General features: G+C 75.0%; 27 protein-coding genes. 14 read left to right on the top strand and 13 right to left on the bottom strand.

What is annotated here, in order from left to right; translation table 11 throughout:
* Positions 1-145: 145 nt before the first annotated feature.
* On the bottom strand, positions 146-1,099 hold the full coding sequence (locus tag RF640_RS10215) for a hypothetical protein (protein WP_126346522.1): 954 nt from the start codon (positions 1,097-1,099) through the stop codon (positions 146-148).
* 268 nt (positions 1,100-1,367) lie between these two features.
* Complete coding sequence (locus RF640_RS10210) at positions 1,368-1,790, bottom strand: hypothetical protein (protein WP_095651059.1); 423 nt, start codon at positions 1,788-1,790, stop codon at positions 1,368-1,370.
* A 137-nt stretch (positions 1,791-1,927) separates the two neighbouring features.
* On the opposite strand from RF640_RS10210, the gene RF640_RS10205 reads away from it, so the two are divergent.
* Positions 1,928-3,436, top strand: a complete 1,509-nt coding sequence (locus RF640_RS10205) for an amidase (RefSeq protein WP_368827726.1) — start codon at positions 1,928-1,930, stop codon at positions 3,434-3,436.
* On the opposite strand, the gene RF640_RS10200 is transcribed toward RF640_RS10205, so the two are convergent.
* The gene (locus RF640_RS10200; RefSeq protein ID WP_017832065.1) at positions 3,433-3,624 is read right to left on the bottom strand and encodes a hypothetical protein; all 192 of its coding nucleotides are present in this window, start codon (positions 3,622-3,624) and stop codon (positions 3,433-3,435) included. The genes RF640_RS10205 and RF640_RS10200 overlap by 4 nt on opposite strands.
* A gap of 174 nt (positions 3,625-3,798) precedes the next feature.
* Here RF640_RS10200 and pgm point away from each other — a divergent pair, with 174 nt between their 5' ends.
* Complete coding sequence (gene pgm / locus RF640_RS10195) at positions 3,799-5,433, top strand: phosphoglucomutase (alpha-D-glucose-1,6-bisphosphate-dependent) (protein WP_368827724.1); 1,635 nt, start codon at positions 3,799-3,801, stop codon at positions 5,431-5,433.
* Here pgm and RF640_RS10190 read toward each other — a convergent pair.
* Entirely contained in the window at positions 5,423-6,121 is a 699-nt protein-coding gene (locus RF640_RS10190) for a metal-dependent transcriptional regulator (protein ID WP_176337932.1), read from the bottom strand. The two genes, pgm and RF640_RS10190, sit on opposite strands and share 11 nt — an antisense overlap.
* Before the next feature lie 226 nt (positions 6,122-6,347).
* Between RF640_RS10190 and RF640_RS10185 the strand changes: the two genes are divergently transcribed.
* The 5 genes from RF640_RS10185 (at position 6,348) to RF640_RS10165 (ending at position 10,885) form a co-directional block, all read left to right on the top strand.
* Positions 6,348-6,881, top strand: coding sequence for a DUF4242 domain-containing protein (locus RF640_RS10185; protein ID WP_017832068.1), 534 nt, complete (start codon positions 6,348-6,350; stop codon positions 6,879-6,881).
* Positions 6,882-7,006: 125 nt separating this feature from the next.
* A complete protein-coding gene (locus RF640_RS10180; RefSeq protein WP_109268624.1) occupies positions 7,007-8,098 on the top strand; it encodes an acyl-CoA dehydrogenase family protein in 1,092 nt (363 codons plus the stop codon).
* Positions 8,074-8,826: an ABC transporter ATP-binding protein gene (locus RF640_RS10175; protein ID WP_284562730.1), complete on the top strand. Its 753-nt coding sequence runs from the start codon at positions 8,074-8,076 to the stop codon at positions 8,824-8,826. Before RF640_RS10180 ends, RF640_RS10175 begins: the two co-directional genes overlap by 25 nt.
* A complete protein-coding gene (locus RF640_RS10170; protein ID WP_368827721.1) occupies positions 8,823-10,004 on the top strand; it encodes an ABC transporter substrate-binding protein in 1,182 nt (393 codons plus the stop codon). Before RF640_RS10175 ends, RF640_RS10170 begins: the two co-directional genes overlap by 4 nt.
* Positions 10,001-10,885, top strand: a complete 885-nt coding sequence (locus RF640_RS10165; protein WP_081994338.1) for an ABC transporter permease — start codon at positions 10,001-10,003, stop codon at positions 10,883-10,885. The genes RF640_RS10170 and RF640_RS10165 overlap by 4 nt, the downstream gene beginning before the upstream one ends.
* A 3-nt stretch (positions 10,886-10,888) precedes the next feature.
* On the opposite strand, the gene RF640_RS10160 is transcribed toward RF640_RS10165, so the two are convergent.
* Together RF640_RS10160 and RF640_RS10155 are read right to left on the bottom strand one after the other, a co-directional pair.
* A complete protein-coding gene (locus tag RF640_RS10160) occupies positions 10,889-11,200 on the bottom strand; it encodes a CDGSH iron-sulfur domain-containing protein (RefSeq protein ID WP_109222238.1) in 312 nt (103 codons plus the stop codon).
* Positions 11,197-12,258 carry an iron-containing redox enzyme family protein gene (locus RF640_RS10155; protein WP_172604878.1) on the bottom strand — a complete coding sequence of 354 codons (1,062 nt, stop codon included), beginning with the start codon at positions 12,256-12,258 and terminating at the stop codon, positions 11,197-11,199. Before RF640_RS10155 ends, RF640_RS10160 begins: the two co-directional genes overlap by 4 nt.
* A gap of 182 nt (positions 12,259-12,440) precedes the next feature.
* On the opposite strand from RF640_RS10155, the gene RF640_RS10150 reads away from it, so the two are divergent.
* The 5 genes from RF640_RS10150 to RF640_RS10130 all read left to right on the top strand — a co-directional run bounded on the left by RF640_RS10150 (position 12,441) and on the right by RF640_RS10130 (position 19,118).
* Positions 12,441-13,799, top strand: coding sequence for a uracil-xanthine permease family protein (locus RF640_RS10150; RefSeq protein WP_017832075.1), 1,359 nt, complete (start codon positions 12,441-12,443; stop codon positions 13,797-13,799).
* 149 nt (positions 13,800-13,948) lie between these two features.
* On the top strand, positions 13,949-14,350 hold the full coding sequence (locus RF640_RS10145; protein WP_017832076.1) for a hypothetical protein: 402 nt from the start codon (positions 13,949-13,951) through the stop codon (positions 14,348-14,350).
* 37 nt (positions 14,351-14,387) lie between these two features.
* Complete coding sequence (locus RF640_RS10140) at positions 14,388-14,813, top strand: four-helix bundle copper-binding protein (RefSeq protein ID WP_109222240.1); 426 nt, start codon at positions 14,388-14,390, stop codon at positions 14,811-14,813.
* Position 14,814: 1 nt separating this feature from the next.
* Entirely contained in the window at positions 14,815-17,232 is a 2,418-nt protein-coding gene (gene ppsA, locus RF640_RS10135; protein WP_368827717.1) for a phosphoenolpyruvate synthase, read from the top strand.
* Positions 17,229-19,118 carry a heavy metal translocating P-type ATPase gene (locus tag RF640_RS10130; RefSeq protein ID WP_284562734.1) on the top strand — a complete coding sequence of 630 codons (1,890 nt, stop codon included), beginning with the start codon at positions 17,229-17,231 and terminating at the stop codon, positions 19,116-19,118. Before ppsA ends, RF640_RS10130 begins: the two co-directional genes overlap by 4 nt.
* 9 nt (positions 19,119-19,127) lie before the next feature.
* Here the strand turns inward: RF640_RS10130 and RF640_RS10125 are convergent, their stop codons facing one another.
* The 4 genes from RF640_RS10125 to RF640_RS10110 all read right to left on the bottom strand — a co-directional run bounded on the left by RF640_RS10125 (position 19,128) and on the right by RF640_RS10110 (position 21,159).
* Positions 19,128-19,556 (bottom strand): universal stress protein, encoded by a 429-nt coding sequence (locus tag RF640_RS10125; RefSeq protein ID WP_017832080.1) that lies wholly within the window; start codon positions 19,554-19,556, stop codon positions 19,128-19,130.
* A gap of 86 nt (positions 19,557-19,642) precedes the next feature.
* Positions 19,643-20,071: a universal stress protein gene (locus RF640_RS10120; protein WP_017832081.1), complete on the bottom strand. Its 429-nt coding sequence runs from the start codon at positions 20,069-20,071 to the stop codon at positions 19,643-19,645.
* A 76-nt stretch (positions 20,072-20,147) separates the two neighbouring features.
* Positions 20,148-20,579, bottom strand: coding sequence for a universal stress protein (locus RF640_RS10115; RefSeq protein ID WP_035925940.1), 432 nt, complete (start codon positions 20,577-20,579; stop codon positions 20,148-20,150).
* Between the two features lie 163 nt (positions 20,580-20,742).
* Positions 20,743-21,159 carry an Hsp20/alpha crystallin family protein gene (locus RF640_RS10110; protein WP_031282283.1) on the bottom strand — a complete coding sequence of 139 codons (417 nt, stop codon included), beginning with the start codon at positions 21,157-21,159 and terminating at the stop codon, positions 20,743-20,745.
* Positions 21,160-21,443: 284 nt separating this feature from the next.
* Between RF640_RS10110 and RF640_RS10105 the strand changes: the two genes are divergently transcribed.
* The gene (locus RF640_RS10105; protein WP_147284769.1) at positions 21,444-21,962 is read left to right on the top strand and encodes a hypothetical protein; all 519 of its coding nucleotides are present in this window, start codon (positions 21,444-21,446) and stop codon (positions 21,960-21,962) included.
* 20 nt (positions 21,963-21,982) lie between these two features.
* Here the strand turns inward: RF640_RS10105 and RF640_RS10100 are convergent, their stop codons facing one another.
* On the bottom strand, positions 21,983-23,308 hold the full coding sequence (locus RF640_RS10100; RefSeq protein ID WP_144836465.1) for an erythromycin esterase family protein: 1,326 nt from the start codon (positions 23,306-23,308) through the stop codon (positions 21,983-21,985).
* Complete coding sequence (locus RF640_RS10095) at positions 23,305-24,660, bottom strand: phosphoribosyltransferase (RefSeq protein ID WP_031282285.1); 1,356 nt, start codon at positions 24,658-24,660, stop codon at positions 23,305-23,307. The genes RF640_RS10100 and RF640_RS10095 overlap by 4 nt, the downstream gene beginning before the upstream one ends.
* A gap of 271 nt (positions 24,661-24,931) precedes the next feature.
* On the opposite strand from RF640_RS10095, the gene RF640_RS10090 reads away from it, so the two are divergent.
* A complete protein-coding gene (locus RF640_RS10090; RefSeq protein WP_115162283.1) occupies positions 24,932-25,510 on the top strand; it encodes a hypothetical protein in 579 nt (192 codons plus the stop codon).
* Positions 25,511-25,534: 24 nt separating this feature from the next.
* Here RF640_RS10090 and RF640_RS10085 read toward each other — a convergent pair whose 3' ends face one another.
* The gene (locus RF640_RS10085; protein WP_035925933.1) at positions 25,535-26,581 is read right to left on the bottom strand and encodes an enoyl-CoA hydratase/isomerase family protein; all 1,047 of its coding nucleotides are present in this window, start codon (positions 26,579-26,581) and stop codon (positions 25,535-25,537) included.
* Positions 26,582-26,609 lie beyond the last annotated feature (28 nt).

The following is a 26,609-nucleotide window of genomic DNA, read 5'->3' as shown; positions in this document are numbered from 1 at the left end:
CTCGAGGAGTCTCGTTCAGCACCACCCTCACGCCGAGGGGTCTCGTTCGCACGGTCAGTCAGTCACATTCCGTCCGGACGAGCCCCCTCGGCGCGGCGGGCGGCCGGTCGCGACCCCTCGCCCCGCGCACCCCGGCTCGGCCCCGTCACCGGCGGTGCGCGACCCCCATGGCCTCCCACACCAGGGCGACCGCCACCGGCACCCGGCCCCGCGTCGTCGTCGTGTGCCGGTGCAGGTCGTGAGCGCAGATCCGGAGCTCCCGCCACCCCGCCGACTCCGTGGCCCGCAACCGCCTGATGTCCAGCACTCGCTGCTCCGCCCGGTCGTGGTGGGCACCCTCGTACTGCAGGCTCAGCCGGTGGCTCTCCAGGGCGAGGTCGGGCTGCGCCAGCAGCGTCCCGTCCGGCCCCAGCAGCGGATGGTCGAGCACCAGGCCCCGGATCCCGTGGTCCTCGAGCAGCAGCCGCAGCCGTGTCTCGCCGGGCGAGTCCGACCCCACCCGCATCCGCTCGACCGCGGCGCGGGCCGTACGGATGCCACGCCGCCCGGCGTGCGCCCGCACCCCGGTCTCGAGCTCGTCCGGCCGGCACACCGCGGCCACGGCCCGGCGGATCCCGTGGCGGTGGGCGTCGACCAGCCCGTCGGCGAGCACCACTGCCTCCGTCACCGTGAGCTCGGCGCAGACGTCAAGGAACGTGCGCACCGGTGACGTGACGGCCACCCCGTGGACGCGGACCACCTCGTGCGGACCGAGGCGTCCCCTCCGGCAGACGACGCCGGGCCGCCTCAGGGCCCTCGAGTCGTCGGCGCGCGTGAGCCACAGCTGCGAGGACCGCTGCCAGGGGTCAGGAACCCGCATCCGGTGGAGCAGCGCCGCGGAGCGGTGGCTGATCACCGTCCCCGGATACCGGCGGGTCAGTGCCCGTGCCGCTTCCAGCAGCGGAGCGGGACAGCCGGCGGGGACCCGCACTCCCCTGCCGACGGGACTGGTGAGGTCGGCGTCCCGGAGCCGGTGCTCCGCGACGCCCAGGGCGAGGGCCTCCCGACGTGAGAAGCCGATGCCACGGAGCTCGGGCGGCAGGGGTGCGGGGTGTCTCATGCCGGGAGCATGACCGCCGGGGACGGGCGGAGGAGGGCGCGAGCACACGGAGTGGCGCAGTCCTGCTCTCCCGGACCGTCATCGTGCCCCGGTGGAGTGCGATTGCGCCGCCCGGCATTCTGCGGCCCCTCCAGGGCGAGGGGGCGGGTTCTGCACGTCGCCATCACCGACGGGTCGCTGCCGGACCCTCCGCGGCGCTGTTTCCCACCGAACGCGACCCCTCGCGCCCCCGGGGTGCCGAACGCGACCCCTCGCGCACGGCGGGAGGTCAGCCGGAGCAGCGCTCCTGCAGGCCTCGGACCTCCTGGACCACGCTGATGAAGGAGCGCTCGCCCTGCCGGAAGCCGGCGACGGCCTCACGGACCGAGGTGAGCTGCCCGGACAGCTCGTCCGGGGCGGTGGCCGCGAGCTCGTCGACGTCGGAGAACAGCCCGGCGGGATCGTCCCGCAACTGCTGCGGCGCGGTGCGCACGGTCTCGAGCACGCGGGCGCACGTCTCCTGGACGGTGGCCGGCGAGGCTCCGCCGGAGGCCGTGGGGGCGCTCGCGGCGGCGGACGCCGTCGAGTCCGGACCGCTGCCGGCCGCGCCGTCCCCCTCGGCGGAGGACGAGCAGCCGGCGAGGGCCAGGAGCAGGACGGACGCCGTCGCCGCGCGGATCGCCGCGGGACGGGGCGCACAGGCGGTGGGCACGGGGGACTCCTGCGGGTCGGAGAAGATCGGGAACCGGGGCGCGCGGGCACGTCCGGACAGCCGCCAGCCTACTAGCCTGGGCTCAGCGCCCTGCGGAGCCCCGGGGGGACCGCGCGACCGTCGGACAGGAGCCTGCCGTGCCCTCGATCGGGGACCTCAGCGCCGTGCAGCTGCGGGACGCGCTCGCGCGCGGCGAGCTGGGCGCGGTGGAGACCGCCGAGCACTTCCTGGCCCGGATCGAGGCGCGCAATCCGGCGCTGGGGGCGTTCGTCCACGTCGCTGCGGACCTCGCCCTCGACCGGGCGCGCGCGCTCGACGCCCTGCCCGCCGGGGCCGCCCGCGGAGCGCTGCACGGCGTGCCGCTCGCGGTGAAGGACCTGCACGACGTCGCCGGGATGCCCACCACCTACGGTTCCGCCGCCGTGACCGGACGGCGCGGCGGCGCGCCCGTGGCGGAGGACGACGACGACCTCGCGGCCCTGCTGAGCGCGTCCGGGGCGGTGTGCCTGGGCAAGACCCAGGTGCCCGAGTTCGGCCTCAACTGCTACTCCGAGAACCTCGTGGCCCCGCCCGCCCGGAACCCGAACGACCCGTCCACGGGGGCCGGCGGCTCCTCGGGCGGCCAGGCGGCGGCCGTGGCGGCGGGTCTGCTCCCGGTGGCGCCGGGCTCCGACGGCGGAGGGTCGGTGCGCATCCCGGCGGCGGTGTGCGGGCTGGTCGGGCTCAAGCCCAACCGCGGCCGGGTGCCCACCGCGGACGCGCAGTCGGACGCCGCCCAGCTCGTGGTGAACGGGCCTCTCGCCCGCACGGCCGAGGACGCGGCGCTGCTGCTCGACGTCCTGTGCGCCCCCGCGCCCGGCCCGGCGCACGGCAACGTGGTGCGGCGGGCGGTCCGTGCCGCCCCGCAGGGGTCCTTCCTGGACGGTGTGCGCGCGGCTCGGCGGGGCGATCTCCCGTGGGGGGACCGGCCGCTGCGGATCGGGGTGAGCACCGCCTCCCCGTTCGACGCCGTCCAGGACATCGAGGTCTTCCCGGAGGCCCGCGCCGCCCTCGATGCGGGCGTCGCCCTGCTGCGGGCCGCCGGGCACGAGGTAGAGGAGGCCGAGCTGTCCTACGACCCCGAGTACCCGGGGGCCTTCTTCGACGTGTGGACCACCTCGATGGGCACGGCCCCGCTGGACGACGAGCAGGCGGGGAGGCTCACCGGCCTCGCGGGGGCCTTCCGCGCCCGCGCCCTGCGCCGGTCAGCGGTTGAGCTGGCGCAGGCCGTGGGCGTCCTGCGCCGGATCGAGCAGGACGTGGTGCGGGCCTACGGCGCCTGGGACGTGGTCCTGACGCCCGCGCTCGCCATGACACCGAGGCCGCTGGGCTGGTACTGGGAGGGCTACGACCTCGCGGACCCCGCGGGCGCGGACCAGGACTACCGGCGCCAGTGCGCGTACACGCCGTGGACCTCGGTCGTGAACGTCGTGGGCCTGCCCGCGGTGACCGTCCCGACGCTGTGGACCCGCGCGGCGGACGACGACGGGCCGGTCGTGCCCATGGGCGTCCAGCTCATCGGCCGCCCGAGCGCGGAGGCGCAGCTGCTCGCCGTCGTCGCCCAGCTCGAGGACCAGGGCCGCCCCGGCCCCCGCGCCACCGCCTAGGAGTGGCCCAGGGCCTCCTCCTCCGAGTCGGGGTCGTCCGGATCGGTGGCCGCCTGGGGGTCCTCCTCCGGCTCGAAGCCGGTCGCGTTCTCGTCGGTGGTCAGCCCGACGCCCTGCTCGTTGTCCGGAACGGTTCCCTCCGGGCCCTTGCCCGAGCCCTCGGTCGTCCCGCCGGGTGCGTCGCTCATGGTGTCCCTGCCTCCTCGTTCGGTCCTGCCCTGTCTGGTGCCTTCATCCTGTCCCACCGGCCGCGATTCCTCCACCCCCGCGCGGGCCTCCCGCGCGGCACGGAGCACGAAACCTGGCGACCCGATCGCGTGCCAGCCTCCGCGGGCCCGCCGCCCGGCGGTAGGTTGGGCGCCATGACCAATCGTGCGGGCACCGTCGCCCAACCCAGTGACCTCGTCGACCTCGGCAAGCTCCTCGACGCCTACACCGACGTCGTGCCCGACCCCTCGGACCCGGACCAGCGCGTGGCGTTCGGCACGTCCGGGCACCGCGGCTCGTCCCTCAAGGCCTCGTTCAACGAGCAGCACATCGCGGCGATCACGCAGGCCATCGTGGAGTACCGCGCCGGCCAGCGGATCACCGGCCCGCTGTTCATGGGCAAGGACACCCACGCCCTGTCCGGGCCCGCGCAGGACACCGCGCTCGAGGTGCTGGCCGCCAACGAGGTCACCGTCCTGCTGGACTCCCGGGACGGCTACGTGCCCACCCCGGCGCTGTCCCACGCGATCCTGACCCACAACGCGGGCCGGGCGGAGGCGGTGGCCGACGGCATCGTCATCACCCCCTCGCACAACCCGCCCGGTGACGGCGGCTTCAAGTACAACCCGCCCAACGGCGGCCCCGCGGACTCCGACGCCACCGAGTGGATCGCCCAGCGGGCCAACCAGTTCCTCGAGAACGGCATGTCCGGGGTCCGCCGGGTCTCCCTGGAGCGGGCGCGGGCGGCGGAGACCACGGGCACCTACGACTTCCTCGAGGAGTACGTGCGGACGCTGCCGGAGGTCGTCGACCTCGACGTGGTCCGGGACTCCGGCCTGCACATCGGCGCGGACCCCATGGGCTCGGCCTCCGTGGCCTACTGGGGCGAGATCGCCCAGCGCTTCGGGCTGAACATGACCGTGGTGAACCCGCAGGTGGACCCGCAGTGGGCGTTCATGACCCTCGACTGGGACGAGAAGATCCGGATGGACTGCTCCTCCCCGAACGCCATGGCCTCCCTCATCGGCAACCGGGACAAGTACGACATCGCCACCGGCAACGACGCCGACACCGACCGCCACGGCATCGTGACCCCGGACGCGGGGCTGATGAACCCGAACCACTACCTGGCGGTGGCGATCGACTACCTCTTCCGCGAGCGCACCGGCTGGTCCCCGGACGCCGGGGTCGGCAAGACCCTGGTGTCCTCCTCGATCATCGACCGGGTGGCGGCCTCGCTGGGCCGCGAGCTCGTGGAGGTGCCGGTGGGCTTCAAGTGGTTCGTGCCCGGCCTGATGGACGGCTCGATCGGCTTCGGCGGCGAGGAGTCCGCGGGCGCGTCCTTCCTGCGCCGGGACGGCTCCGTGTGGTCCACCGACAAGGACGGGATCATCCTGGCCCTGCTGGCCTCGGAGATCACGGCCCGCACCGGCAAGACCCCGTCCCAGCGCTACACGGAGCTCACCGAGGAGTTCGGCGCCCCGGTCTACCAGCGCATCGACGCCCCGGCGAGCCGGGAGCAGAAGGCCGCCCTGAAGAAGCTCTCCCCGGCCCAGGTCGAGGCGGACACCCTGGCCGGCGAGCAGATCACGGCGAAGCTCACGAACGCCCCCGGCAACGGCGCGGCGATCGGCGGGCTGAAGGTCACCACGAAGAACGCGTGGTTCGCGGCCCGGCCGTCCGGCACGGAGGACGTCTACAAGATCTACGCGGAGTCGTTCCTCGGCGAGGAGCACCTGCAGCAGGTCCAGCGGGAGGCCAAGGCGCTGGTGGACGGCGTCATCTCCTGACGGGCCCCGGAGGCGGTCCGGGCCGGTCCCGGGGCCGGACCCAGACCGCCTCCGCGGCGAGGACGTCCACCTCGACGACGTCCCCGTCCAGCACCACGGGCACCGCGCGAAACCGGTGCTCGCCGAGCACGAGCTCGGTGCCCGGCCGGATGCCGGCGGTTCCGAGCCGGCGCAGCACGGCCGGATCCGCGTCCGAGACCCGGGCCACCACCACGGGACTGCCCGGGGCGACGTCGGCGAGGAGCACGGCCGGGGCGGACGGCACGGTGCCGTCCCGCCGCGGGATCGGGTCGCCGTGCGGGTCCCGCTCCGGATGGCCCAGGAGGGCGTCCAGCCGGGCGACGAACTTCTCGCTCACCGCGTGCTCGAGGACCTCGGCCTCCTCGTGCACCTCGTCCCAGGAGTAGCCCAGGTGGCCGGTGAGGAACGCCTCGAGGATCCGGTGGCGCCGCACCATCTGGACGGCGACGTCCCGACCGCGGTCGGTGAGGACGATCCCGCCGTGGGCGGGCCGGCTCAGCAGCCCCTGCGCGGTGAGCTTCTTGACGGCCTCCGACACGGTGGACGGGGACAGGCCCAGCCGCTGGGCCAGCCCGGTGGTGGTCACGGCGTCCGAGGACCACTCCTGGGCCAGCCAGACCGTCTTCAGGCAGTCCTGGACGGACCGGTTCAGTTCTTCCGCGCGCACTCCCCCAGGCTAGCGACCCGCAGGCGGCGCCGCCCGGCGCCGACCCCGGGCGGGCGGACCGGGGCGCATTGTGCACCCTGCGAGCCCCCGGCACGAGGAGAACCCGCCCGGACGCCCCGTGTTGCGAAGTGTGACGGATCCCGGGACCTTCCGGGGGCAGGAGCCTAGCCTGGCAGGAGTGCCCGAGCGGCGACGACGCCGCCCCGACCCGACGGAAGGAACCCCCATGTCGCTCCACCTGCTCGAGATCGTTCCCGCCTCCGCGTCCAAGGACGCCGTGACCCAGCTCATCGCCACGGTCTCCGAGGCCGTCTCCGCGGCGGGCGCCGAGTTCATCGAGTCCCAGGTCACGGCAGACCACGGACGGGTGTTCGTGATCGTGGAGGCCGACAGCGCCGAGGGCCTCGCCCAGACCGTGCGCACCGCCGCCGGGGACGCCGCCGCGGAGGTCACCGGCCCCGACGCCGTCCGCCTCGTGGGCGCCGAGCTCGACGACATCAAGAAGCTCAAGGGCGACGCGCAGTACCTGGTGGAGTGGGACATCCCCGCCGAGATCACCATGGAGCAGTACCTGGCGCGCAAGAAGGCCAACTCCCCGAAGTACGCCGAGGTCCCCGAGGTCTCCTTCCTGCGCACCTACGTGCGCGAGGACACCGCCAAGTGCCTGTGCTTCTACAACGCCCCCGACGAGGCGGCCGTGGAGCGGGCCCGCCAGGCCGTGGGCACCCCGTTCGACCGGCTGTTCAAGCTCAACGTCTGACGGGCCGCAGCACACGACGACACGGCGGTCCCCGCGAGCCGGGGGCCGCCGTCGTGCTTCGACGCCCGGGCCCGCCCGCCGAGCGGACGAGCCCCGCCCCGCACTCCCCGGCAGAACGGAAGACCATGACCCAGTCCACGCGCTCCCCGTCCACGGCCGGCGGGCCGGACCCCGAGAGCCGGCCCCTGCTCGCGCCGCTCGTCGACTACCCCGAGCACGAGTTCGTCCGCCGCACCGCCGCGGCGCGGGCCCGCGACGTCGACACGGCCGCCGCCTCCCCGCTGGGGACCCTGCGCGAGCTGGGCGCCCGGGGGCTCCTGGACCTCGGCCTGACCGGGTCGCTGGCCCCGCAGGCGGCCGTCGTGTTCGACCTCGCCACCGAGTGCACCGCCACGGCGTTCTCCCTGTGGGCGCACCGGGCGACCGTCGAGTACCTCGCCGCCACCGGGACGGAGATCCCCGCGGACGTGCGCTCCGGGGCCGTGCCCGGCTGCTCGGCGATGGCGCCGGCCTTCAAGGACGCCGCCGGCATCGGCGAGATCCCCGTGACGCTGACCGCCGGTGCGGCGGGACCGGTCCTCGACGGCACCGTGCCGTGGGCCTCCAACCTGTACCCCGAGGGCGTCGTGGTCCTGCCCGCCGTCCGGGAGGACGGCACCCGCGTGGTGGTCCGGACCCGGGTCTCGGCACCGGGTGTGACGGTGCGCCTGCTCGAGAACCTGATGGCGCTCAACGCGACGGCCTCGGGCGTGCTCGTCCTCGAGGGCGTGGCCGTCGACCCCGCCGAGGACCTGCTGAGCGAGGACGTCCCGTCCTTCCTCGCCGCCGTCCGCGGCCCGTTCCTGCTGCTGCAGACCGCGTTCTGCCTCGGCCTCTCGGCCGCCGCGCTCACCGCCGCGCACGAGGCCCTGCAGGGCGTCGCCGAGGTGTTCCGGGAGGAGCTCGAGGAGGCGACCGCCGAGTACCGCCGCCTGCGCGCCGACCTCCTGCGCCTGGCGGAGGCGCCCCGGGAGACCGCCCCCCGGGAGCTGTTCTCCCTCCGGCTGGACGCCGCGCTGCTCACGGGCCGGGCGACCCGGATCGAGGGGAAGGTCGTGGGCGGGCGCGGCTACGCCATGTCCTCCCCCACCGCCCGCCGGGCCCGCGAGGCCGCGTTCCTGCCCGTGCAGTCCCCCACGGAAGGACACCTGCGGTGGGTGCTGCAGAACCTGGCCTGAGCCGCGCCGCGCCGGCGCTCACCGTCCGCGGGCTGCGCAAGAGCTACCCGGGGGCCTCCGCGCCCGCCCTCGACGGGGTGGACCTGACCCTGCGCAACGGCGAGACCTTCGCGGTGCTGGGGCCCAGCGGGTCCGGCAAGTCCACGCTGCTGCGGGCGATCGCGGGGCTCGAGCCCCTGGACGGGGGCAGCATCGAGTTCGGCAGGGCCGACGAGCGCTTCGCCGTCGTCTTCCAGGACCCCGGGCTGTTCCCCTGGCTGTCGGTGCGCCAGAACATCGCCCTCGGCGGCCGGTACCGGCGCAACCGGGACCGCTTCGAGGACGCCCGCGTGGACGACCTGCTCGAGATCCTCGGCCTGGTCCCGCTCGCGCACACCCCCGTCCAGGAGCTCTCCGGCGGGCAGGCCCAGCGGGTGTCGGTGGGCCGCGCGCTCGCGGTGCGCCCCGACGTGCTGCTGCTCGACGAGCCGTTCAGCGCCCTGGACCCGGCGACCCGCAAGGACCTCCAGCTGTGGCTGCGCGGGCTCGCCACCGAGCTGGACCTGACGGTCTTCCTCGTCACCCACGACGTCGACGAGGCCATCACCCTCGGCGACCGGATCGGCTTCTTCGCCGGTCCGCGCGGCTTCCGCCGGCAGTGGGTCCCGGCGCAGGACGGCACGACGGCCGAGCAGATCCTCGCCCACTACCGCGGGGCCGACGACGGCTCCGGGAACTGGGTCATATGAGCGCCGGCGGGCCGAGCCGGCGGGTCCTGCTGCGGGCCGGGGCGGGGGCCGCGGCCCTCACCGGGCTCGGCTGGGGCGCGGGCTCCCTCTACGCGGACAGCCAGCAGGAGGCGCGCGGCGCGGCCGACCCGGAGCGCCCGGTGCGGATCGGGTACCTCCCGATCACGGACGCCTCCCCCCTGCTGGTCGCCCACGCCAACGGGTACTACGAGGACGCCGCCGTCCCCGTGGCCGACCCCGTGCTCTTCCGCAGCTGGTCCTCGCTGTCCGAGGCGTTCGTGGCGGGCAAGGTGGACGCGATCCACCTGCTGATGCCCATGGCCCTGTACATGCGCTACGGGCTGCGGGCCGACGTGCGGATCACCGCGTGGAACCACACCAACGGCTCCGCCCTCACGGTCCGCCCGGACGTGGCGGAGATTGCCGACCTGGCCGGGGAGTCCGTGGCGATCCCGGCGTGGTGGTCCGTGCACAACGTGGTGGTCCAGAAGCTGCTGCGGTCCGCGGGCCTGACCCCGGTGATGCGCGAGAGCCCGTCCCGGGCGCGGCGCACGGTGGCCCTGCTGCCCATGGCGCCCTCGGACATGCTCCCCGCGCTGAACAACGGCGTGATCGGCGGATACGTGGTGGCCGACCCGTTCAACGCCGCCGCGGAGGCGCGGCAGGTGGGGCACATCCACCGCTTCCTCGGCGACGTGTGGCGCGACCACGCGTGCTGCGTGACCATGATGCGCGGCGAGCTCCTGCGCAACCGCCCCGCGCACGCCGCCGGGTTCATGGACGCCCTCGTCCGGGCCCAGGCCTGGGCCCGGCAGAACCGCCCCGAGACCGCGGCGCTGCTGGCCGCCGGCTACCTCCCCCAGCCCCGGCCCGTGATCGAGCAGGCCCTGACCTACTCCGCCGCCGCGCACCGGGACGCCCTGCACCACCCGGACTGGCACGGCGAGCGCCTGGACTTCCGGCCATACCCGTACGCGAGCTTCACCGAGGAGCTGGTCCGCGCCATGCAGGACACCGTCGTCGACGCCCCGGCGGGGTTCCTCGACGGACTGGACCCGGCGCTCGTGCACCGCGAGCTCGTCGACGACACGCTCGTGACCCGCAGCATCGAGAAGGCAGGCGGACTCGCCGCCTTCGGCATGACCGGCACCACCCGGACCGAGGAGATCAGCGCATGAGCGCGCCGCACCCCGCCCCGCACGACACCCCGGCGTCCCCCACCGACCTCGACGACGCCGCCCGCGGCGCTCCGGCCGGGACCGGTCCGGCGGGCCCCGCCCCGGCGCGGACGCCCCGGCGCACCGGGTCCCGCTGGACCGGCCCGGCCTGGGGGGCCTTCGGGGTGCTGGTCACGATCGCCGTGTGGTGGGCGTTCACGCACGCCGCGGCCGGGGCGAACACCATGATCGCCTCCTTCCAGCCCGAGCGCATGCCCGGTGCGGTGGCCTCGCTGGCCGAGCGGGGGGTGGTGGTCCAGGACGGCCTGACCAGCCTGTGGCGCCTGCTGTGCGGGCTGGCCGTGGCCACGGGCCTGGGCGTGCCGCTGGGCCTGCTCATCGGCTCCTACCGCCGCTTCCGGTGGACCAGCGCCCCGGTGGTGCAGTTCCTGCGCATGGTCTCCCCGCTGTCCTGGGCGCCGGTGGCCGTGGCGCTGCTGGGGGTGGGCAACGCCCCCGTCGTCTTCCTCGTGGCTGCCGCCGCGGTCTGGCCGATCACCATGAACACGGCCGCCGGCGTCAAGGCCCTGGACCCGCTGCACCTGCGGGTCGCCGAGACGCTCGGGGCCACCCCGGTCGAGCGGCTGCGCACCGTGGTGCTGCCCAGCATCCGGCCATTCGTCATGACCGGGGTGCGGCTGGCCCTGGGGATCTCGTGGGTGGTCATCGTGCCGGCCGAGATGCTCGGGGTCAGCAGCGGCCTGGGCTACGAGATCCTCAACGCCCGGGACCGGCTGGCCTACGACGAGATGCTCGTGGTGATCCTCGTCATCGGCCTGCTGGGCATGGCGCTGGACCAGCTCGCCCAGTGGCTGCTGCGCGAGCCGGGACCGCGCCGCTGAGCCTCAGCGGGCCCGGAACCGGGCCCGCTTGTGCGAGCCGTCGCAGAACGGCTTGATGGACGACGCCCCGCAGCGGCACAGCGCCACGGTGGCGCGCCCGGGGTCGATGGGCCGGTCGTCGCCGTCCAGCAGCTCGTAGCCCCCGCGCACCAGCAGCGGGCCGTCGGGGCACACGGTGATCGTCGCCGCCGCGCCGGACCCGGCAGCAGCGGCCGGTCCGGGGTCGGGCACCGGCGCAGACTCGGGCACGGGCTCGGCGGCCGGGGCGGGGCCCGGGACCGCCCGGACGTCCTCGGGGCGGTGCGCCGCGCTCACCGGACGAGCTCCGCGGCGCCGCGCCGGGACGGCTCCGCCGCGGCCGGGCGCAGCGCGGACTCCCCCGCCTCCCACCGCGCGAGCGCGTGGCGGGCGGCGAGCGCGTCCAGGTGCAGGACGCAGCGCGCGCCGAAGAAGACGTCCGCCGCGACGGCGGGCTCGTCGACCACGAGGCCGCCGGCCATGTCCCGGGCCGCGATCTGCTCGTGGGCGGCGTCGGCCTCGACGTGCTCGTCGTAGAACGCCGCCGCGGCGGGCAGTCCCAGGCGGTGGAAGCCGCGCGCCAGGAACTTGGAGGGCACCGACGACGTCATCTCGTACATCGCCAGGTGCCCCACCACCGCGCCGCGCAGCCGGCGGTGCAGACCGAACATCGTGACGGTGTTGACCCCGGCGAGCCACTCGGCGGGCACCCGGTCCACGGCGCTGCCGTAGGAGTCGTCGAGGCCGGCCTCGCGCATCCCGGCCGCGAACAGGGCCGAGTGCATGCGCGCGGCGTCGCCGCCGCCGTACTCGTCGACCTGGATCTCGATCAGTCCGGCCTTCGCCCGGCCGCTCAGCCGGGGGATGCCCCAGGTGTGCGGGTCGCCCTCCATGAGCTGGTAGACGGACTTCAGCTGCAGGAACTCCCGGGCCTGCTCGGCGTCCGCCCGGCCGGAGAGGTGGCGCGCGAGGCTCGGCCCGTCGTCGTCGGCGGCGATGGCGAACAGGGCGTCGGCGACCGCCTGCGGCGTGCCGGGCACGGTGTCGGCGGGCAGCTCCGCGCGCAGCTCGGCCTCGAGCGCGCCGGAGAGGACCTCCCGCGCGCGCAGCAGCTCGGGGTCGCTCTCCCAGCGGTCGTCGACCCCGTCGACGCCCTGGTAGTGCAGGGCGTGCAGGACGAACAGGCTGAGCTGGACGTCGTCGTCGGCGAGCACGCCGTCCGCGCGGGACACGGCGGCGCGGGCGGCCGCCGGCAGCGCCCCGGCCCGGGCCTCGGCCCCGGGGGTGCCGGGCTCCTCCCGGAGCACCGCGAGGAGGTCCTCGCCGAGCGGCCCTCGTGGCTGTGGCTGACGCATGTGTCGACTCCTGTCCGGACGCGGGGGGTGATCGCCCACCATCATAGTTTCCATCACCGTGCTGATCATATGGACGGCCTCCGACAGCGCCGGGTCCGGCCCCCCGCTCCGCCCGGCGGAGCACCGAGTACAGTGGTGGAGGCCCGGATCCGGGCTCCCACCCCGCCGTCGAGGAGACCCGCATGAGTTCCCCCGTGCCCGGACGCACCATCGCCACCCGCCTCGGCCTGGGCTGGCGCCTCCACGGCGACGGCCGCACCGTCACTGCCGGGGAGGTCGTCAGGCCGCGCGAGCGGCTCACCTGGCCCCGGACGGTCACCATCGGCGCGCAGCACGTGGTCGCCATGTTCGGCGCCACGTTCCTGGTGCCGCTGATCACGGGCTTCCCGCCGTCCACCACGCTGTTCTTCTCCGGCGTGGGCACGATCCTGTTCCTGGTGGTCACCGCCGGCCGGGTCCCCTCCTACCTCGGCTCGTCCTTCGCCTTCATCGCCCCCATCACCGCCTCGATGAACCAGTACGGTCCCGGCGGCGCGCTGGGCGGGGTCCTCATGGCCGGCGCGGCGCTGTTCCTCATCGGCCTGGTGGTGCAGTTCGCGGGCACCGCCTGGCTCCAGAAGCTCATGCCGCCGCTGGTCACGGGCACCATCGTGGCGCTCATCGGGTTCAACCTGGCGCCGTCCGCGAAGGACAACTTCATGGAGGCCCCCGTCACCGCACTGGTGACGCTGTCCTCCATCATCCTCGTCTCGGTGCTCTTCCGCGGCCTGCCCGGGCGCCTGTCGATCCTGCTGGGCGTGGCCATCGGCTACGTCACCGCGGTGCTGCGCGACGAGGTGGACTTCAGCCGGATCGACACCGCCTGGCAGCAGCAGGGCCTCTTCGGGCTGCCCCCGTTCCAGACCCCCGAGTTCCACCTGCCCCTGATGGGCCTGTTCGTCCCCGTCATCCTCGTGCTGGTCGCCGAGAACATCGGGCACGTGAAGTCCGTGGCGCTCATGACCGGCGACGACCTCGACCCGTACATGGGGCGGGCGATCATGTCCGACGGGCTCGCCACCATGATCGCCGGCTCGGGCGGCGGCTCGGGCACCACGACCTACGCCGAGAACATCGGCGTCATGGCGGCCACGCGCGTCTACTCGACGGCGGCCTACTGGGTCGCAGCCGTGGTGGCGATCCTGCTGAGCGTCTTCCCGGTCTTCGGCGCCGCGGTGGCCACGGTCCCCGCAGGGGTCCTGGGCGGCGCCGCCACGGTGCTGTACGGGATGATCGGCATGCTCGGCGTGCGGATCTGGGTGCAGAACCGCGTGGACTTCTCGAACCCGGTCAACCTCACCACCGCCGCGGTGGCCATGATCATCGGGATCGCCGACTACACGTGGGAGGCCTCCGGGCTGCAGTTCGCGGGCATCGCCCTCGGCACGGCGGCCACGCTCGTGGTCTACCACCTCATGTCGTTCCTGGCCCGCGTGCGGGGGACGGTGGGCAGCGACCCGCTCGCCCCCGACACCACGCGGCTGCCCTCCCCCCTGGGCTGAGCTGCGCCGAACACCCCTCTACTCGTCGGTAGACGAAATGTGCCGGTGAGGGGCCACCTTTCTTGGTGACCCAGGTCTCCTTTCCCCTAGCGTGGAGTGCGGGAGGGCCGAGCAGCCGGCCGCGCACCACGAGCTGCAGGGGAGAGACCATGCACCACAAACCGTCCGTTCTCGTCCAGGTCGACCTCGACGGCCGGCACATCCGGCTCGTCGTCAGCGGGTGCGTCACCGAGCTCAACCACCGGGCTCTGTGCCCCCTCGTCCGCCGTGCCCGCACCCTCGCCCCGGACATCGCCGTGGTCGTGGACCTCACCACCGCCCACCACGTCGAACCGGTCGCCGTGGACCTGCTGCGCTGGGCCGCGGAGCACGAGGACGCGGTGCGCGGCACGCCCGCCGTCGACTTCGTCCTCCCCGCCGAGCTCCCCGGCCACGGCACCGTGACCCGGCTCGCCGGGTGGGCGAACGCCCGCCGCCGCCCCGGGGCCCCCGAGCCCGCGCGCCGGGGGGCACGGAGCGGAGCCGCCCCGCGGTCCCGCCTCGCGGGCTGAACCGGCCCGTACCGTCCCACCAGAGGGAGGACACCCCGTGAGCACGATCAGCCGCGCCCTGATGGCGCACCCCGCCGCCCCCGAGCTCGCGCGCGAGGAGCGGGCGGCGGAGGTCCGGTGCATCGAGGCGTGCCTCGAGGCCGCCCAGATCTGCCGGATCGGCGCCGACGCCTGCGTGGAGGAGGACGCCGTCGCGGACCTCCGCGACTGCCTGCGCGCCGAGCAGGACTGCGCGGTGATCGGCTCGGCCACCGCCCAGGTGCTGGCCCGCCTCGGCTTCCCGGAGCCCGGGGACGGCCGGGCCGTGCTGGTGCCGCTGCTCGAGGCGTGCGGGGCCGCGGCCCGGGCGTGCCGGGACGTGTGCCGGCGGCACGCCGAGGTCTACGAGCACTGCGCCCTCGTGGCCGAGGCGTGCGAGCGGTGCGACGAGGCCTGCGCGGACCTGCTGAGCCGGAGGAGCTGACGTGGCCGCCCCCGAGGTCCACTGGTTCGAGGAGCTCGGGATCGCGGACGTCCCCCGGGTGGGCGGCAAGAACGCCTCCCTCGGGGAGATGGTCCGGGAGCTGGCCTCGCGGGGGGTGCGCGTGCCGGGGGGCTTCGCGACCACCGCGGACGCGTACCGGTCCTACGTGGAGGCCAACGGGATCGGGCCCGCCCTCCGGGACCGGCTCGAGGACCACCGCGCGGGCCGTGCCACGCTGCGGGAGACCGGCGCCGCCGTGCGCGAGCTGTTCCTGCGCGGCGAGTTCCCCGCGGGGACGGCACGGCAGATCCGGCAGTTCTACCGGGAGCTCTCCGCGCGCACGGGCCGCGCCGGGCTGTCCGTGGCCGTGCGCAGCAGCGCGACCGCCGAGGACCTCCCGGACGCGAGCTTCGCCGGCCAGCAGGAGACGTTCCTCAACGTGGTCGGCGAGGACGAGCTGCTGGAGGCGTGCCGGCGGTGCTACGCGTCCCTGTTCACGGACCGGGCCATCACCTACCGGGAGCTCAAGGGGTTCGACCACCTCGCCGTCGCCCTGTCCGTCGGCGTGCAGGAGATGGTCCGGGCGGACCTCGGCTGCTCCGGGGTGATGTTCTCGATCGACACCGAGAGCGGCTTCCCGCGCGTGGCCGTGGTCAGCGCGACGTGGGGCCTGGGCGAGACGGTCGTGCAGGGCACCGTGGACCCGGACAAGTACCTCGTGTTCAAGCCCCTCCTCGACGTGGCGGAGGCCCCGATCGTGGAGCGGACCCGGGGGGCCAAGCTGCACAAGCTCGTCCACGACGACGACGCCCCTGCCGGGGCCGCCGCCACCCGGCTCGTGCAGACCTCCCCCGCGGAGCGGCAGGCGTGGGTGCTCGGCGACGACGACGTCCTGCGGCTCGGCCGCTGGGCCGTGCTCGTCGAGGACCACTACGGCCGCCCCATGGACCTGGAGTGGGCGAAGGACGGGCTGACGGGAGAGCTGTTCCTCCTGCAGGCCAGGCCGGAGACCGTCCAGGCCGGTCGCAGCGGGACCCGCTTCACGATCCACCACCTCCGGGGCGAGGGGCGCGTGCTCGCGGTGGGCGCCGCGGTCGGGGACGCCGTGGCCACCGGCCCGGCCTGCGTGGTCCGCACCGCGGCGGACATCGAGTCCTTCCGGGACGGGTCGGTGCTCGTCACCGAGATGACGGACCCGGACTGGGTCCCGGTGATGAAGCGCGCCGCCGCGATCGTCACCGACCACGGCGGGACCACCAGCCACGCGGCGATCGTCAGCCGGGAGCTGGGCCTGCCCGCCGTCGTCGGGACCGGGGACGCCTCGCGGACGATCCCGGAGGGCCAGGAGCTGACGGTCTCCTGCGCGGCGGGCGACCGGGGCACGGTCTACGAGGGCACCCTCCCGTTCGACGTCGAGGAGGTCGTCCTCGGGGAGCTGCCGGAGTCGCGCACCGCGATCATGGTCAACGTGGCGAGCCCCGCCGCGGCCTTCCGCTGGTGGCGGCTGCCGGCCGACGGGGTGGGTCTGGCCCGGATGGAGTTCGTCGTCAACAACATCGTCGAGGTCCACCCCATGGCCCTCGTGCACCCGGAGCGGGTCCGGGACGAGGCGGACCGCCGGCGGATCGCGGAGCTGACGGCGGGCTTCCCGGACGGCCAGGAGTACTTCGTGCAGACGCTGGCGCTGGGCCTGGCGAAGCTCGCCGCCCCGTACCACCCCCGGCCGGTGATCGTGCGGCTCAGCGACTTCAAGTCCAACGAGTACGCCCACCTCGTGGGCGGGGCGGCCTTCGAGGAGCCCGAGGAGAACCCGATGCTCGGCTTCCGGGGGGCCTCCCGCTACTACGACCCCCGGTACCGCGAGGGCTTCGCCCTCGAGTGCCGGGCGCTGCGGCGGGTGCGCGAGCGCATCGGCTTCGACAACGTGGTGGTCATGGTCCCCTTCTGCCGCACCGTGGGCGAGGCGGACCGGGTCCTGGCCACGATGGCCGAGCACGGCCTCGAGCGCGGGCGGCACGGCCTGAAGGTGTACATGATGTGCGAGATCCCCTCCAACGTGGTCCTGGCCGAGCAGTTCGCCACTCGGTTCGACGGCTTCTCCATCGGCTCCAACGACCTCACGCAGCTCGTCCTGGGGGTGGACCGGGACGCGGAGGCCCTGCGGGCGCTGTTCGACGAGCGGGACGAGGCCGTGACCCGGATGATCAGCGAGGCGATCCGCAAGGCCCACGCCGCGGGCATCCCCATCGGCATCTGCGGCCAGGGGCCCAGCAACCACCCCGACTTCGCCGAGTTCCTGGTGCGGGAGGGGATCGACTCGATCTCCCTGAACCCGGACAGCTTCCTGCGCACCGCGCGGCGGATCGCCGAGACCGAGCGGCGCCTCGCGGCCGGGCCCGGGAGCACAATGGACGCATGAGCCTCTCGGTGGGCGCACGCCCCGACCTGGACGTCGAGCCCGGCCGCGCGGGGCGGCTGCTCGGGTTCCCGCGGCGCTATCCGCTCGTGGCCGTGACCCTGGCCGTGGGCGCCGTGGTCGTGGGGCTGCTGGTCGCCGGGCAGCCGGGGCCGGCGCAGTGGCTGGGCTCCGGGTGGGCCCTGGTCGTGGCCGCCCGGGTGGCGTGGGGCATGGTCGAGGACATCGTCGCCGGGCACTGGGGCGTGGACCTGCTGGCCGTCACGGCGATCAGCTCGACCGTGGCGGTCGGCGAGTACCTGGCGTCCCTCGTGGTGGTCCTCATGCTCACCGGTGGCCAGGCCCTCGAGGACTACGCGGCGAACCGGGCCCGCAAGGAGCTCAACGCGCTGCTCGAGCGGGCCCCGGTGCTGGCCCACCGGCGGCACCCGGACGGGTCCGTCGAGGACGTCCCGGTCGAGGAGGTCCGCCCCGGGGACGAGCTGCTGGTCCGCCCCGCCGAGGTCGTCCCCGTGGACGGGCGCCTGGTCGGCGCGGAGGCCGACTTCGACGAGTCCTCCATCACCGGGGAGAGCCTGCCCGTGACCCGCCGCGCCGGAGACCCGGTGCTCTCGGGCGTCCTCAACGAGCAGCAGGCCGTGGTGCTGCGGGCCACCGCCACCGCGGCGGACAGCCAGTACTCCCAGATCGTGGCGATGGTGCGGGAGGCCGCCGAGTCCCGCGCGCCGGTGGTGCGCCTGGCCGACCGCTACGCCGTGCCCTTCACCGCGTTCGCCCTCCTCGTGGCCGGGCTGGCGTGGTGGTACCACGGGGACCCGGTGGTCTTCGCGGAGGTGCTCGTGGTGGCCACCCCCTGCCCGCTGCTGATCGCCGCCCCCGTGGCGTTCCTGGGCGGGATGAGCCGGGCGGCGCGCAACGGCGTCATCATCAAGAACGCCGGGACCCTCGAGCGGCTCGCCGCGGTGCGCACCGTGGCCTTCGACAAGACCGGGACGATCACCTACGGCCGCCCCGAGCTGCTGGCCGTCCACGCCCGCCCCCCGTTCCCGGAGGAGGAGCTGCTGCGCCTGACGGCGTCCGCCGAGCAGTACTCCTCCCACGTGCTCTCCGCCTCGGTGCGGGACGCCGCGCTCGCCCGGGGGCTCGTGCCGGCCCCGGCCGAGGAGGCCCACGAGGAGGCCACCCACGGGGTCACCGCCACCGTGGAGGGACGCCGGGTGGTGGTCGGCAAGCGCGCCCACGTGGCCCGCTCCGCCCCGGACGTGGTCGAGCAGGCGCTCGGGCCGGGCGAGCTGGCCGTCTACGTGGCCGTGGACGGCCGCTTCGCCGGCACCCTGGTGATGAGCGACCAGGTGCGCGAGGACGCGGCGGCCACGATGGCCGAGCTGACCGCGCTCGGGGTCCGGGAGATCCTCGTGCTCAGCGGTGACGCCCGCGCCACCGTGGAGCACGTCGCCGCGGCGCTGGGCATCACCCGGGTGCTGCCCGAGTGCCTGCCCGAGGACAAGGTCCGCACCGTCCGCAGCGCCCCGCACCGTCCGGTGCTCATGGTCGGCGACGGCGTCAACGACGCCCCCGTGCTCGCCGCCGCCGACGTCGGCGTCGCGATGGGCGCCCGGGGCGCGACCGCCGCCAGTGAGTCCGCCGACGTCGTGATCCTCACCGAGGACCTCGCCAGGACCGCGACGGCGGTGCGGATCGGCCGGCGCACCATGCAGGTGGCACTGCAGAGCATCTGGCTGGGCATCGCCCTGTCCGTGGTGCTCATGCTCGTGGCTGCCACCGGGGCGATCCCCGCGATCTTCGGCGCCCTCAGCCAGGAGGTCGTGGACCTCCTGGCCATCCTCAACGCCCTGCGCGCCCTCCGCGGGCCCCGCGGCGAACGGTGACCGGCCGGCTCAGTGCCGGACGACGAGCACCGGGCAGTGGGCGTAGGAGACGCACGCGTGGGAGACCGAGCCCAGGGAGGAGCCGAGCAGCCCGCCGCGGCCGCGCCGGCCGAGCACGAGCAGCTGCGCGGTCTCGCTCTCCGTGATGAGCCGGCCTGCCGGGCGGCCGTGCGTCACCGTGGTGGTCAGGCGGCCGGGGACGTCCTCCCCGAAGACGGCCGCGACCGTGCGCGCGAGGATCCGCTCGTGGTTGGCGCGCAGCGCCTCCTCGTCGACGAGGAGCTCGGCGTCCAGCACGGTGGGGTCCCCCGCGCACGCGATCGCCTCGAGCGGGGCGTCGAGGGCCTCCGCGAGCCTCGCGGCGAGCCGCAGGGCCTCCATCGAGGACTCCGAGCCGTCGATCCCCACGAGGATCCGCTGGTCCGTCGGTGCGTTCATGACCGAACCTCCTTGTCCGGGCCGGCTGCCGGGAGCCGGCCTTTCGGTGCCGCGTGGCCCGCGCCGGGTGGTCCGGCGCCGGCCGGTCAGTGCCGGACGACCAGCACCGGGCAGTGGGCGTGGTCGATGCACGCGTTGGAGACGGAGCCCAGGGCCGAGCCCCGCAGGCCTCCGTGGCCGCGGCGCCCGAGCACCAGCATCAGGGCGTTCTCGCTCTCCTCGACCAGGCGGGCCGCGGCCCGTCCGTGGAGCAGCTCGGCGCGCACGTGCTCCGGGGGGTCCGCGCCGAACACGTCGGCGACCGTCGAGCGGAGCAGCTCCACGCTGCCGGCCGGCGGCCGGTCCGGGTCGACGGTCTCCCAGCCCTCGTAGAGGGGCGGCCCCTCCCAGAACATGAGGGCGGTCAGCGGGACGCCCAGGGCGCGGGCGATCCTGTCCCCCGCCCGGAGGGCCTCCTTCGAGGAGTCCGATCCGTCGATGCCGACGAGGATCCGCTGCTGTGACGGTGTCTCCATGGCCGAGCTCCTTCGTTCCGGCGCCCGCGGTCCGTGCCCGGGGCGCGCTCCGGCCGCCAGGAACCTGGCGGACCGCTCAGTGCCGCACCACGAGGACGGGGCACTTGGCGTGGGAGACGAGGGCCGAGGAGACGGAGCCGAGGATCATCCCCAGCACCCCGCCCGTTCCCCGCCGGCCCACCACGAGCATCCGGGCCTCCTCGCTCTCCTCGATGAGCCGGGCGGCGGGCTGGCCGCGCAGGAGCCGGGTGGTCAGGTTCGCCGGGCGCTGCTCCCCGAACACCTCCTCGAGGGTGCTCTCGAACAGCTGCTCGCTGCCGCGGCGGAACTCCTCGGGGTCCACCACGCGGTAGCTCTCGTAGAGCAGCGGGTCCTCCCAGCACATGACGGCCTCGAGCGGTGCGCCCAGGGCCTCGGCGAGCCGCACTCCCTCCCGGAGCGCGGCCTTGGACGACCCGGACCCGTCGACTCCCACGACGATCCGGCCTCCGGACGACGGCTCGCCCATGGTGTTCCCCCTTGTTCCCGGCGGGCCGGCCGGTCCGCCTGTCTCCACGATAGGACCCGGTGAGGTCCGTCACAACGGATCCCCGGTCCCGGGGCCCGCATGACGGCCGACGGGCGGCACCGCCCCGTCCCGCCTGCCGTCGCACGGGCGGCGCGCGGCGTCCTCAGCCGCGGGTGACCTGGATCTTCCGGGTCGCGGGCGGCTCGACGTGCCCGGCGACGGGCACGCGCACCTCCAGCACGCCGTCGCGGTACGCGGCGCTGATGTCCTCGTCCCGGCACCCGGCGGGCAGCGGCAGGGCGCGGGAGAACGAGCCGTAGCGGAACTCCGAGCGGTAACCGCCCTTGTCCTTGTGCTCGGTCCGCTCCCTGCGCTCGGCCCGCAGGTGGAGCACGTCGTCGGCCACCGTGAGCTCCACGTCCTGCTCGGGGTCGATGCCGGGCAGCTCCGCCCGGATCACCACGGTGTCGCCGTCCCGGTACTCCTCCACACGGGGCCAGGAGGCCTCGACGTCCCCCTCCAGGAGGCGTCGGAGGGGCTCGAGCATCTCCAGCCCCTCCCTGCGCATCAATCCGGCCATGACCTGACTCCTTCCCGTGGCACCGGTGCCGCGGCCGTCCGGGACGTCGTCCCGGACGGCCGGCGGGACCGGTGCGGTCCGCCTCGACCCTTCAAGCGTAGACACCGCCGACCGGGCGCGTAAGGGCCGCGGGGTCCGGGACGCATGATGACGGGGGCCCGCTCCACCGGCCCCCGGGGACACTGGATTCGCAGCTGCGACAGGGCGATAATCGGGGCATCCCCACGGGTTCTGTCGCCGTCCGGCGGCCACCCCGGGGACCGGGAGAGAGCGGGGTGTCCGCGGTGGACAACAACGTGATGAAGATCGTCTACACGTTCTTCCTGGGGGCCCTGCTGGCCCTGTTCGTGGGCCTGGGGATCCAGACGTTCTATCCGGGGCCGGAGATGCCGGAGTCGACCGCGGGGATGGAGTTCGTGCCCGAGGGGGGCGCTCCGACCGAGGAGCAGCGCGCGGAGATGGAGGAGAACGACCGGCAGTGGCGGCAGTGGCAGGAGGAGCAGCAGAGCTACAGCCGCGACGTGGCGGTCGTGGCCCTGGGCGCCTCCGTGGTGCTGCTCGGTCTCAGCCTCGTGCTGGAGAAGCGCAACAGGGTGCTGACCAACGGGGTGATGCTGGGCGGGCTGTTCACCCTGATCTACGCCATCGGCCGCAGCTTCGCCTCCAGCGAGACCACCATGACGTTCGTCGCCGTGAGCGTGGGCCTGGCGGTGGTGCTGGTCCTCGGCCACCGGCGCTTCTTCCAGGACCGTCCCCCGGCGGGCGCGCCCGAGGAGGCGCACCGGGAGCAGAGCGGCGTCTGAGCCGCTCCGCCGGGACGCCTCTAGAAGCCCGTCGGCTCGGTCTCCAGCTCGGGCTCCTCGGGCGGGGCCTCGTGGTGCAGGGGCCGCAGGGCGGCGGTCGTCCCGAACCACAGCAGCGCGTCGTAGCGCTCCCCCATGCGGGTGGGGACGTAGTTGCCGGCCTCGCGCCACGGGTGGTACACCACCCCGACGGCCCGGTGGCCGAACCTCCCGGAGAGCCAGGGCCCGGAGCGGTCGCGGCCGAAGACGAGCACCGCGTCCTCCTCCAGCGCCCGGTGCAGGAGGTCCTCGTGGCTGCCGGCACGAGCCTGCGGGACGGCGAGCACCTCCTCGGCCGCGCCCCACGCCTCCGCCGCGACCACCGTGCCGGTCCAGGAGGCGAGGCCGACCAGCACCACCTCGTGCGCGGGGTGGCGCTCGCGCAGCAGCTGACCCACGTTGACCAGCCCGGCGTCGAACATGTCGGTGGCCCGGGCGTCCCCCACGTGGGAGTTGTGCTCCCACACCAGGCCCTTGGCACCGGGCCCGTGGTGGCGGGAGAGCAGGTCCGCGGTGTCCGCCATGTGCTCGTCCCGCACGTTCCAGGACTGCCGGTCGCCGCGCACCATGGTCCGGTAGTAGCGCTCGGCGTCGACCGCCACCATGGCGTTGAGGGCGGCGTCGAACGCGGCGGGGTCCCCGGCCGTCCGGTCCATGGTGCGCCGGCGCACCTCGGCGAGGAGGGCGACGACGTCGGCCTCGCAGCTCTCGGGCACGATCCGCGTCCGCCACGCGTAGCGGTGCGGGTCCTCGTGGAAGGGGACGAAGCACTGCCACGCCTGCAGCGCGGCGGGCAGCGCCTCGGGGGCGCTCGTCCCGAGCCAGCCGATGATCTCCCGCAGCGAGTCCCACAGCGAGTAGACGTCCAGGCCGTAGAAGCCGACCTGCTCGTGGCCGGCCCGGCGGGCGTTCTCCTCCCGGAGCCAGTCGAGGAACTCGGCGACCTCCTCGTTCGCCCACATCCACGTGGGCCAGCGCTCGAAGCCCGCGAGGACGCCGTGGGCGTCGAGGTCCTGGTCCGCCTCGCCGCGCACCCACCGGTCGATCCGCCAGCAGTCCGGCCAGTCCCCCTCGACCCCGATCCAGGTGAAGCCGTGCTCCTCGATGAGCCGGCGGCTGAGCAGGGCCCGCCACCGGTAGTACTCGTGCGTGCCGTGGGACGCCTCCCCCACGCACACGAACCGGGCGCCGGCGCAGCGCTCCACGAGCGGGTCGAGGTCCTGCGCCGTCTCCAGCGGCTGGGCGAGGGAGCGGATCTCCGCGAGGACCCCGGCCTCCCGGGAGGGGCCGCGCCCGAGCGGGCTCACCGGGACGTCCCGTCGCCGTGCTCCCCGGCCGGGGAGAGGTGGCGCAGGAACCAGTCCCGGGCCAGCGCGGCGGCCTCGGCGAGCGTGCCGGGCTCCTCGAAGAGGTGCGTGGCGCCCTCCACCACGGCCAGCCGGGTGGGGCAGCGCATCGACTCCTGCGCCCACCGGTTGAGGCCGAGCACCTCGGAGTCCTCGCTGCCGACGATCAGCAGGGTGGGTGCCTGCACCGAGCGCAGCCGCTCGTCCGCGAGGTCCGGCCGGCCGCCGCGGGAGACCACGGCCGCGATGGACGCGCCGGGCTCGGCCGCGGCCCACAGGGCGGCGCCGGCGCCGGTGCTCGCCCCGAAGTACCCGACCGGGGACGCCGCGGAACCGGGCTGCTCGCGCAGCCACGCCGTGGCCAGGAGCAGCCGCTCGGCGAGCAGGCCGATGTCGAAGACGTTGCCGCGGTCCGTCTCCTCCCCGGGGGTGAGCAGGTCGAGCAGCAGCGTGCCGAGCCCCGCCTGCTGCAGGACGGAGGCCACGTACTGGTTCCGCGGGCTGCGCCGGCTGCTGCCGCTGCCGTGGGCGAAGACCACCACCCCGGCGCCGGGCGCCGGCAGGTGCAGGTGCGCCTCGAGCTGCTCCCTCCCGGCCGGGATGCGCACGTCGGCGTCGACCGGATAGCCGTGCGCGGCCGGCCCCGCCCGGGGCGGCGCGGGCAGCTCCGGCTGGTGGCGGCGCCGGGCGGCGTCCAGCAGGGCCACCACCTCGTCGTCCTCGGTGGCGGAGAAGTCCCGGTAGTGGTAGCCGACGGCCGTGAAGTACGGCGGGGTCGCGAGGCAGATCACCTCGTCCGCCTCCACCACCCGGCCCAGGGCCTCCTGCGGGGCCACCGGGACGGCCAGCACCACGCGCGCGGCGCCCAGCTGGCGGGCGATCCGGCAGGCCACGCGGGCCGTGGAGCCGGTGGCGATGCCGTCGTCGACGACCAGGGCGGTCCGCCCGGTGAGATCGACCCGCTCCCGGCCCTCCCGGAAGCGCGCCGTCCGCGCCTCGAGCACGGCCCGCTCCCGCGCCTCGATCTGCTCGAGCTGCGCGTCCGTCACCCCGAAGTACTGGAGGGTCCGCTCGTCGAGCACGCGGGCGCCCTCCTCCCCGATGGCGCCCATGGCCAGCTCGGGCTGGGAGGGGACCCCCAGTTTCCGCACCACGATGACGTCCAGCGGCGCGTCCAGGATGCGGGCCACCTCGTGGGCCACGGGCACCCCGCCGCGGGGCAGCCCCAGCACCACCACGTCCTGCCCGCGCAGGGACCTCAGCCGCTTCCCCAGCTGCCGCCCGGCCTCGACCCTGTTCTCGAAGACCACCATGGTCCCCACCGCCTCTCCGGCGGGCGCGCGGCCCACCGCCCTCCGGTGCTCGCCCGGCTCCGTTCGCGCCCCCGGGTCCCGTGGGCCGCCGCGGAGGACTCCAGCGTAGGCAGGCGGGGAACACGGTGGAAGGCCCGCGGGCCAGGTGACGGACGTGGACAACGGAGCAGGCCCGCCCCACAATGTGAGCACGCCCCGGCGGCCGGCCGGCCGCGGACCCGGGCGCCCTGGACGGACGTCCCGCACCGGCGGGGGAGACGGAGCACGCCGCATGAAGGACCGCACGCAGGACAGCGCCGAGGACCGCACGGACGGCAGGGTCATGCGGACGGTCTACACGTTCTTCCTGGGGCTGCTGCTGGCCCTGTCCGTGGGTCTCGGCGTCGCCACGGTCCACCCCGGCCCGGAGGAGCCCGCGCCGCCCCCGGCGGTCGCGATGGCGCGGGAGACCCGCGAGCTCGCCCCGGAGGAGCAGCAGCAGTGGGCGGCCTACGAGCGCGAACGGGGGGCGTGGGAGGTCGAGCACATGCGGTACAGCCGCGACGTCGGCGTGATCGCCCTGGTCGCGTCCGTCGTGCTGCTGGGGGCGAGCCTGGCGGTGGAGCGGCGCCGGCCGGTGCTCGCCCACGGCGTGCTGCTCGGCGGTCTGTTCACGCTGCTGCACAGCGTGGTCCGCAGCCTGGTCTCGCAGGACACCGTCGCCTCGTTCGCCGTGGTCACCGTGGCGCTGGCCGTGGTGCTGTACCTCGGCTACCGCCGGTTCGTGGACCGCCCCACCCCGGCCGGTGACCGGTGGGGTCCTCCCCGGCCGGTGGTCAGCGACAACGGGAAGCACCCGTCCCGCCGCTGAGCGCGCCGGGCCGGTGCCGGCCGGTCAGCGGGGCAGCGGCAGCTTCTCGTCGAGCACGGCCCGGACGGCCGCGACGTCGACGTCCGTGACGGAGGCGTGCTCCCAGGCCGGCCGGTTGTCCTTGTCCACGAGGACCGCCCGCACGCCCTCGGCGAAGTCGGGGCGGGCGATCGTGTCCGCGGCGAGGCGCAGCTCCCGCTCGAGGCAGGAGCGCACGCTGTCGTCGGCCGCGCCGCGCTCCAGCAGCTCGAAGGTGCGCACCAGCGAGGAGGGGCTCATCCCCGCGAGGTCCTCCGGCGCGGCGGCGACGATCTGCTCGAGGGTCGGGGCGCCGTAGCGCTCCTCGATCTCCTCCCACCGCGCCACCACGGAGGACGGCTCGGGCTCGCGCGCGAAGCGGGAGAGGGCGTCCTCCGGGCCCTCCTCCACCACGGCCCCGGCGAGGGCCTCGAAGTCCTCGTCCGCCACGAGGACGTCGGCCAGCCCGAGGGCGACGGCGTCCGCGCCGCCGAGCCGCTGCCCGCCGAGGGCGAGCCAGCGGCCCACGGCCAGGCCCGGTTCGCCGCGGTGGTCCGGCCGGGAGACGCGCGGCAGGAACCAGGAGGCGCCGATGTCGGTGAAGAAGCCGATCTTCGTCTCGGGCATCGCCATGACCGTGGAGGGACCCACCACGCGGTGGGAACCGTGCACGGAGATGCCCATGCCGCCGCCCATGCAGATCCCGTTCATGAGCGCCACGTAGGGCTTGGGGTAGTCCGCGATCAGGCAGTCGAGGGCGTACTCGACGGCGAACACCCCCGTGGCCTCCTCCGTCCGCCCGGCGAGCACGGCGTCGCGGACCTCCCGGATGTCGCCGCCGGCGCACCACGCCCGCGGGGAGGCCGAGGTGACGAGCACGTGGCGCACGGCGTCGTCGTCCCGCCACGCGTCGAGCGCGGCCTTGAGGTCCCGGTACATCTGTGCGGTGAGGGCGTTGAGCTGACGGGGCCGGTTGAGCACGATGTGCCCGGTGCCGTTGCGGACCTCGGTCAGGACGTGCTGCGCGGTGCCGGTCGTGGCGGTGTCGGTCATGGCTCCCACCCTGCCACGGGCCGCGCCG

Source organism: Kocuria sp. CPCC 205231, assembly GCF_040980965.1.
Lineage (GTDB): Bacteria > Actinomycetota > Actinomycetes > Actinomycetales > Micrococcaceae > Kocuria > Kocuria rosea.
This window is presented reverse-complemented; position numbering and strand designations above follow the sequence as displayed.

Bases quoted from the DNA above. Each gene is read 5' to 3' on its own strand.
- RF640_RS10085 (WP_035925933.1), bottom strand. From the start codon at position 26,581: ATGACCGACACCGCCACGACCGGCACCGCGCAGCACGTCCTGACCGAG.
- RF640_RS10200 (WP_017832065.1), bottom strand. From the start codon at position 3,624: ATGAGCGACGCACCCGGCGGGACGACCGAGGGCTCGGGCAAGGGCCCG.
- RF640_RS10130 (WP_284562734.1), top strand. From the start codon at position 17,229: ATGAGCCTCTCGGTGGGCGCACGCCCCGACCTGGACGTCGAGCCCGGC.
- RF640_RS10170 (WP_368827721.1), top strand. From the start codon at position 8,823: ATGAGCGCCGGCGGGCCGAGCCGGCGGGTCCTGCTGCGGGCCGGGGCG.
- RF640_RS10145 (WP_017832076.1), top strand. From the start codon at position 13,949: ATGCACCACAAACCGTCCGTTCTCGTCCAGGTCGACCTCGACGGCCGG.
- RF640_RS10185 (WP_017832068.1), top strand. From the start codon at position 6,348: ATGTCGCTCCACCTGCTCGAGATCGTTCCCGCCTCCGCGTCCAAGGAC.
- RF640_RS10180 (WP_109268624.1), top strand. From the start codon at position 7,007: ATGACCCAGTCCACGCGCTCCCCGTCCACGGCCGGCGGGCCGGACCCC.
- RF640_RS10125 (WP_017832080.1), bottom strand. From the start codon at position 19,556: ATGAACGCACCGACGGACCAGCGGATCCTCGTGGGGATCGACGGCTCG.
- RF640_RS10095 (WP_031282285.1), bottom strand. From the start codon at position 24,660: ATGGTGGTCTTCGAGAACAGGGTCGAGGCCGGGCGGCAGCTGGGGAAG.
- RF640_RS10110 (WP_031282283.1), bottom strand. From the start codon at position 21,159: ATGGCCGGATTGATGCGCAGGGAGGGGCTGGAGATGCTCGAGCCCCTC.
- RF640_RS10090 (WP_115162283.1), top strand. From the start codon at position 24,932: ATGAAGGACCGCACGCAGGACAGCGCCGAGGACCGCACGGACGGCAGG.
- RF640_RS10155 (WP_172604878.1), bottom strand. From the start codon at position 12,258: ATGCGTCAGCCACAGCCACGAGGGCCGCTCGGCGAGGACCTCCTCGCG.
- RF640_RS10165 (WP_081994338.1), top strand. From the start codon at position 10,001: ATGAGCGCGCCGCACCCCGCCCCGCACGACACCCCGGCGTCCCCCACC.
- RF640_RS10215 (WP_126346522.1), bottom strand. From the start codon at position 1,099: ATGAGACACCCCGCACCCCTGCCGCCCGAGCTCCGTGGCATCGGCTTC.
- pgm (WP_368827724.1), top strand. From the start codon at position 3,799: ATGACCAATCGTGCGGGCACCGTCGCCCAACCCAGTGACCTCGTCGAC.
- RF640_RS10150 (WP_017832075.1), top strand. From the start codon at position 12,441: ATGAGTTCCCCCGTGCCCGGACGCACCATCGCCACCCGCCTCGGCCTG.
- RF640_RS10115 (WP_035925940.1), bottom strand. From the start codon at position 20,579: ATGGGCGAGCCGTCGTCCGGAGGCCGGATCGTCGTGGGAGTCGACGGG.
- RF640_RS10120 (WP_017832081.1), bottom strand. From the start codon at position 20,071: ATGGAGACACCGTCACAGCAGCGGATCCTCGTCGGCATCGACGGATCG.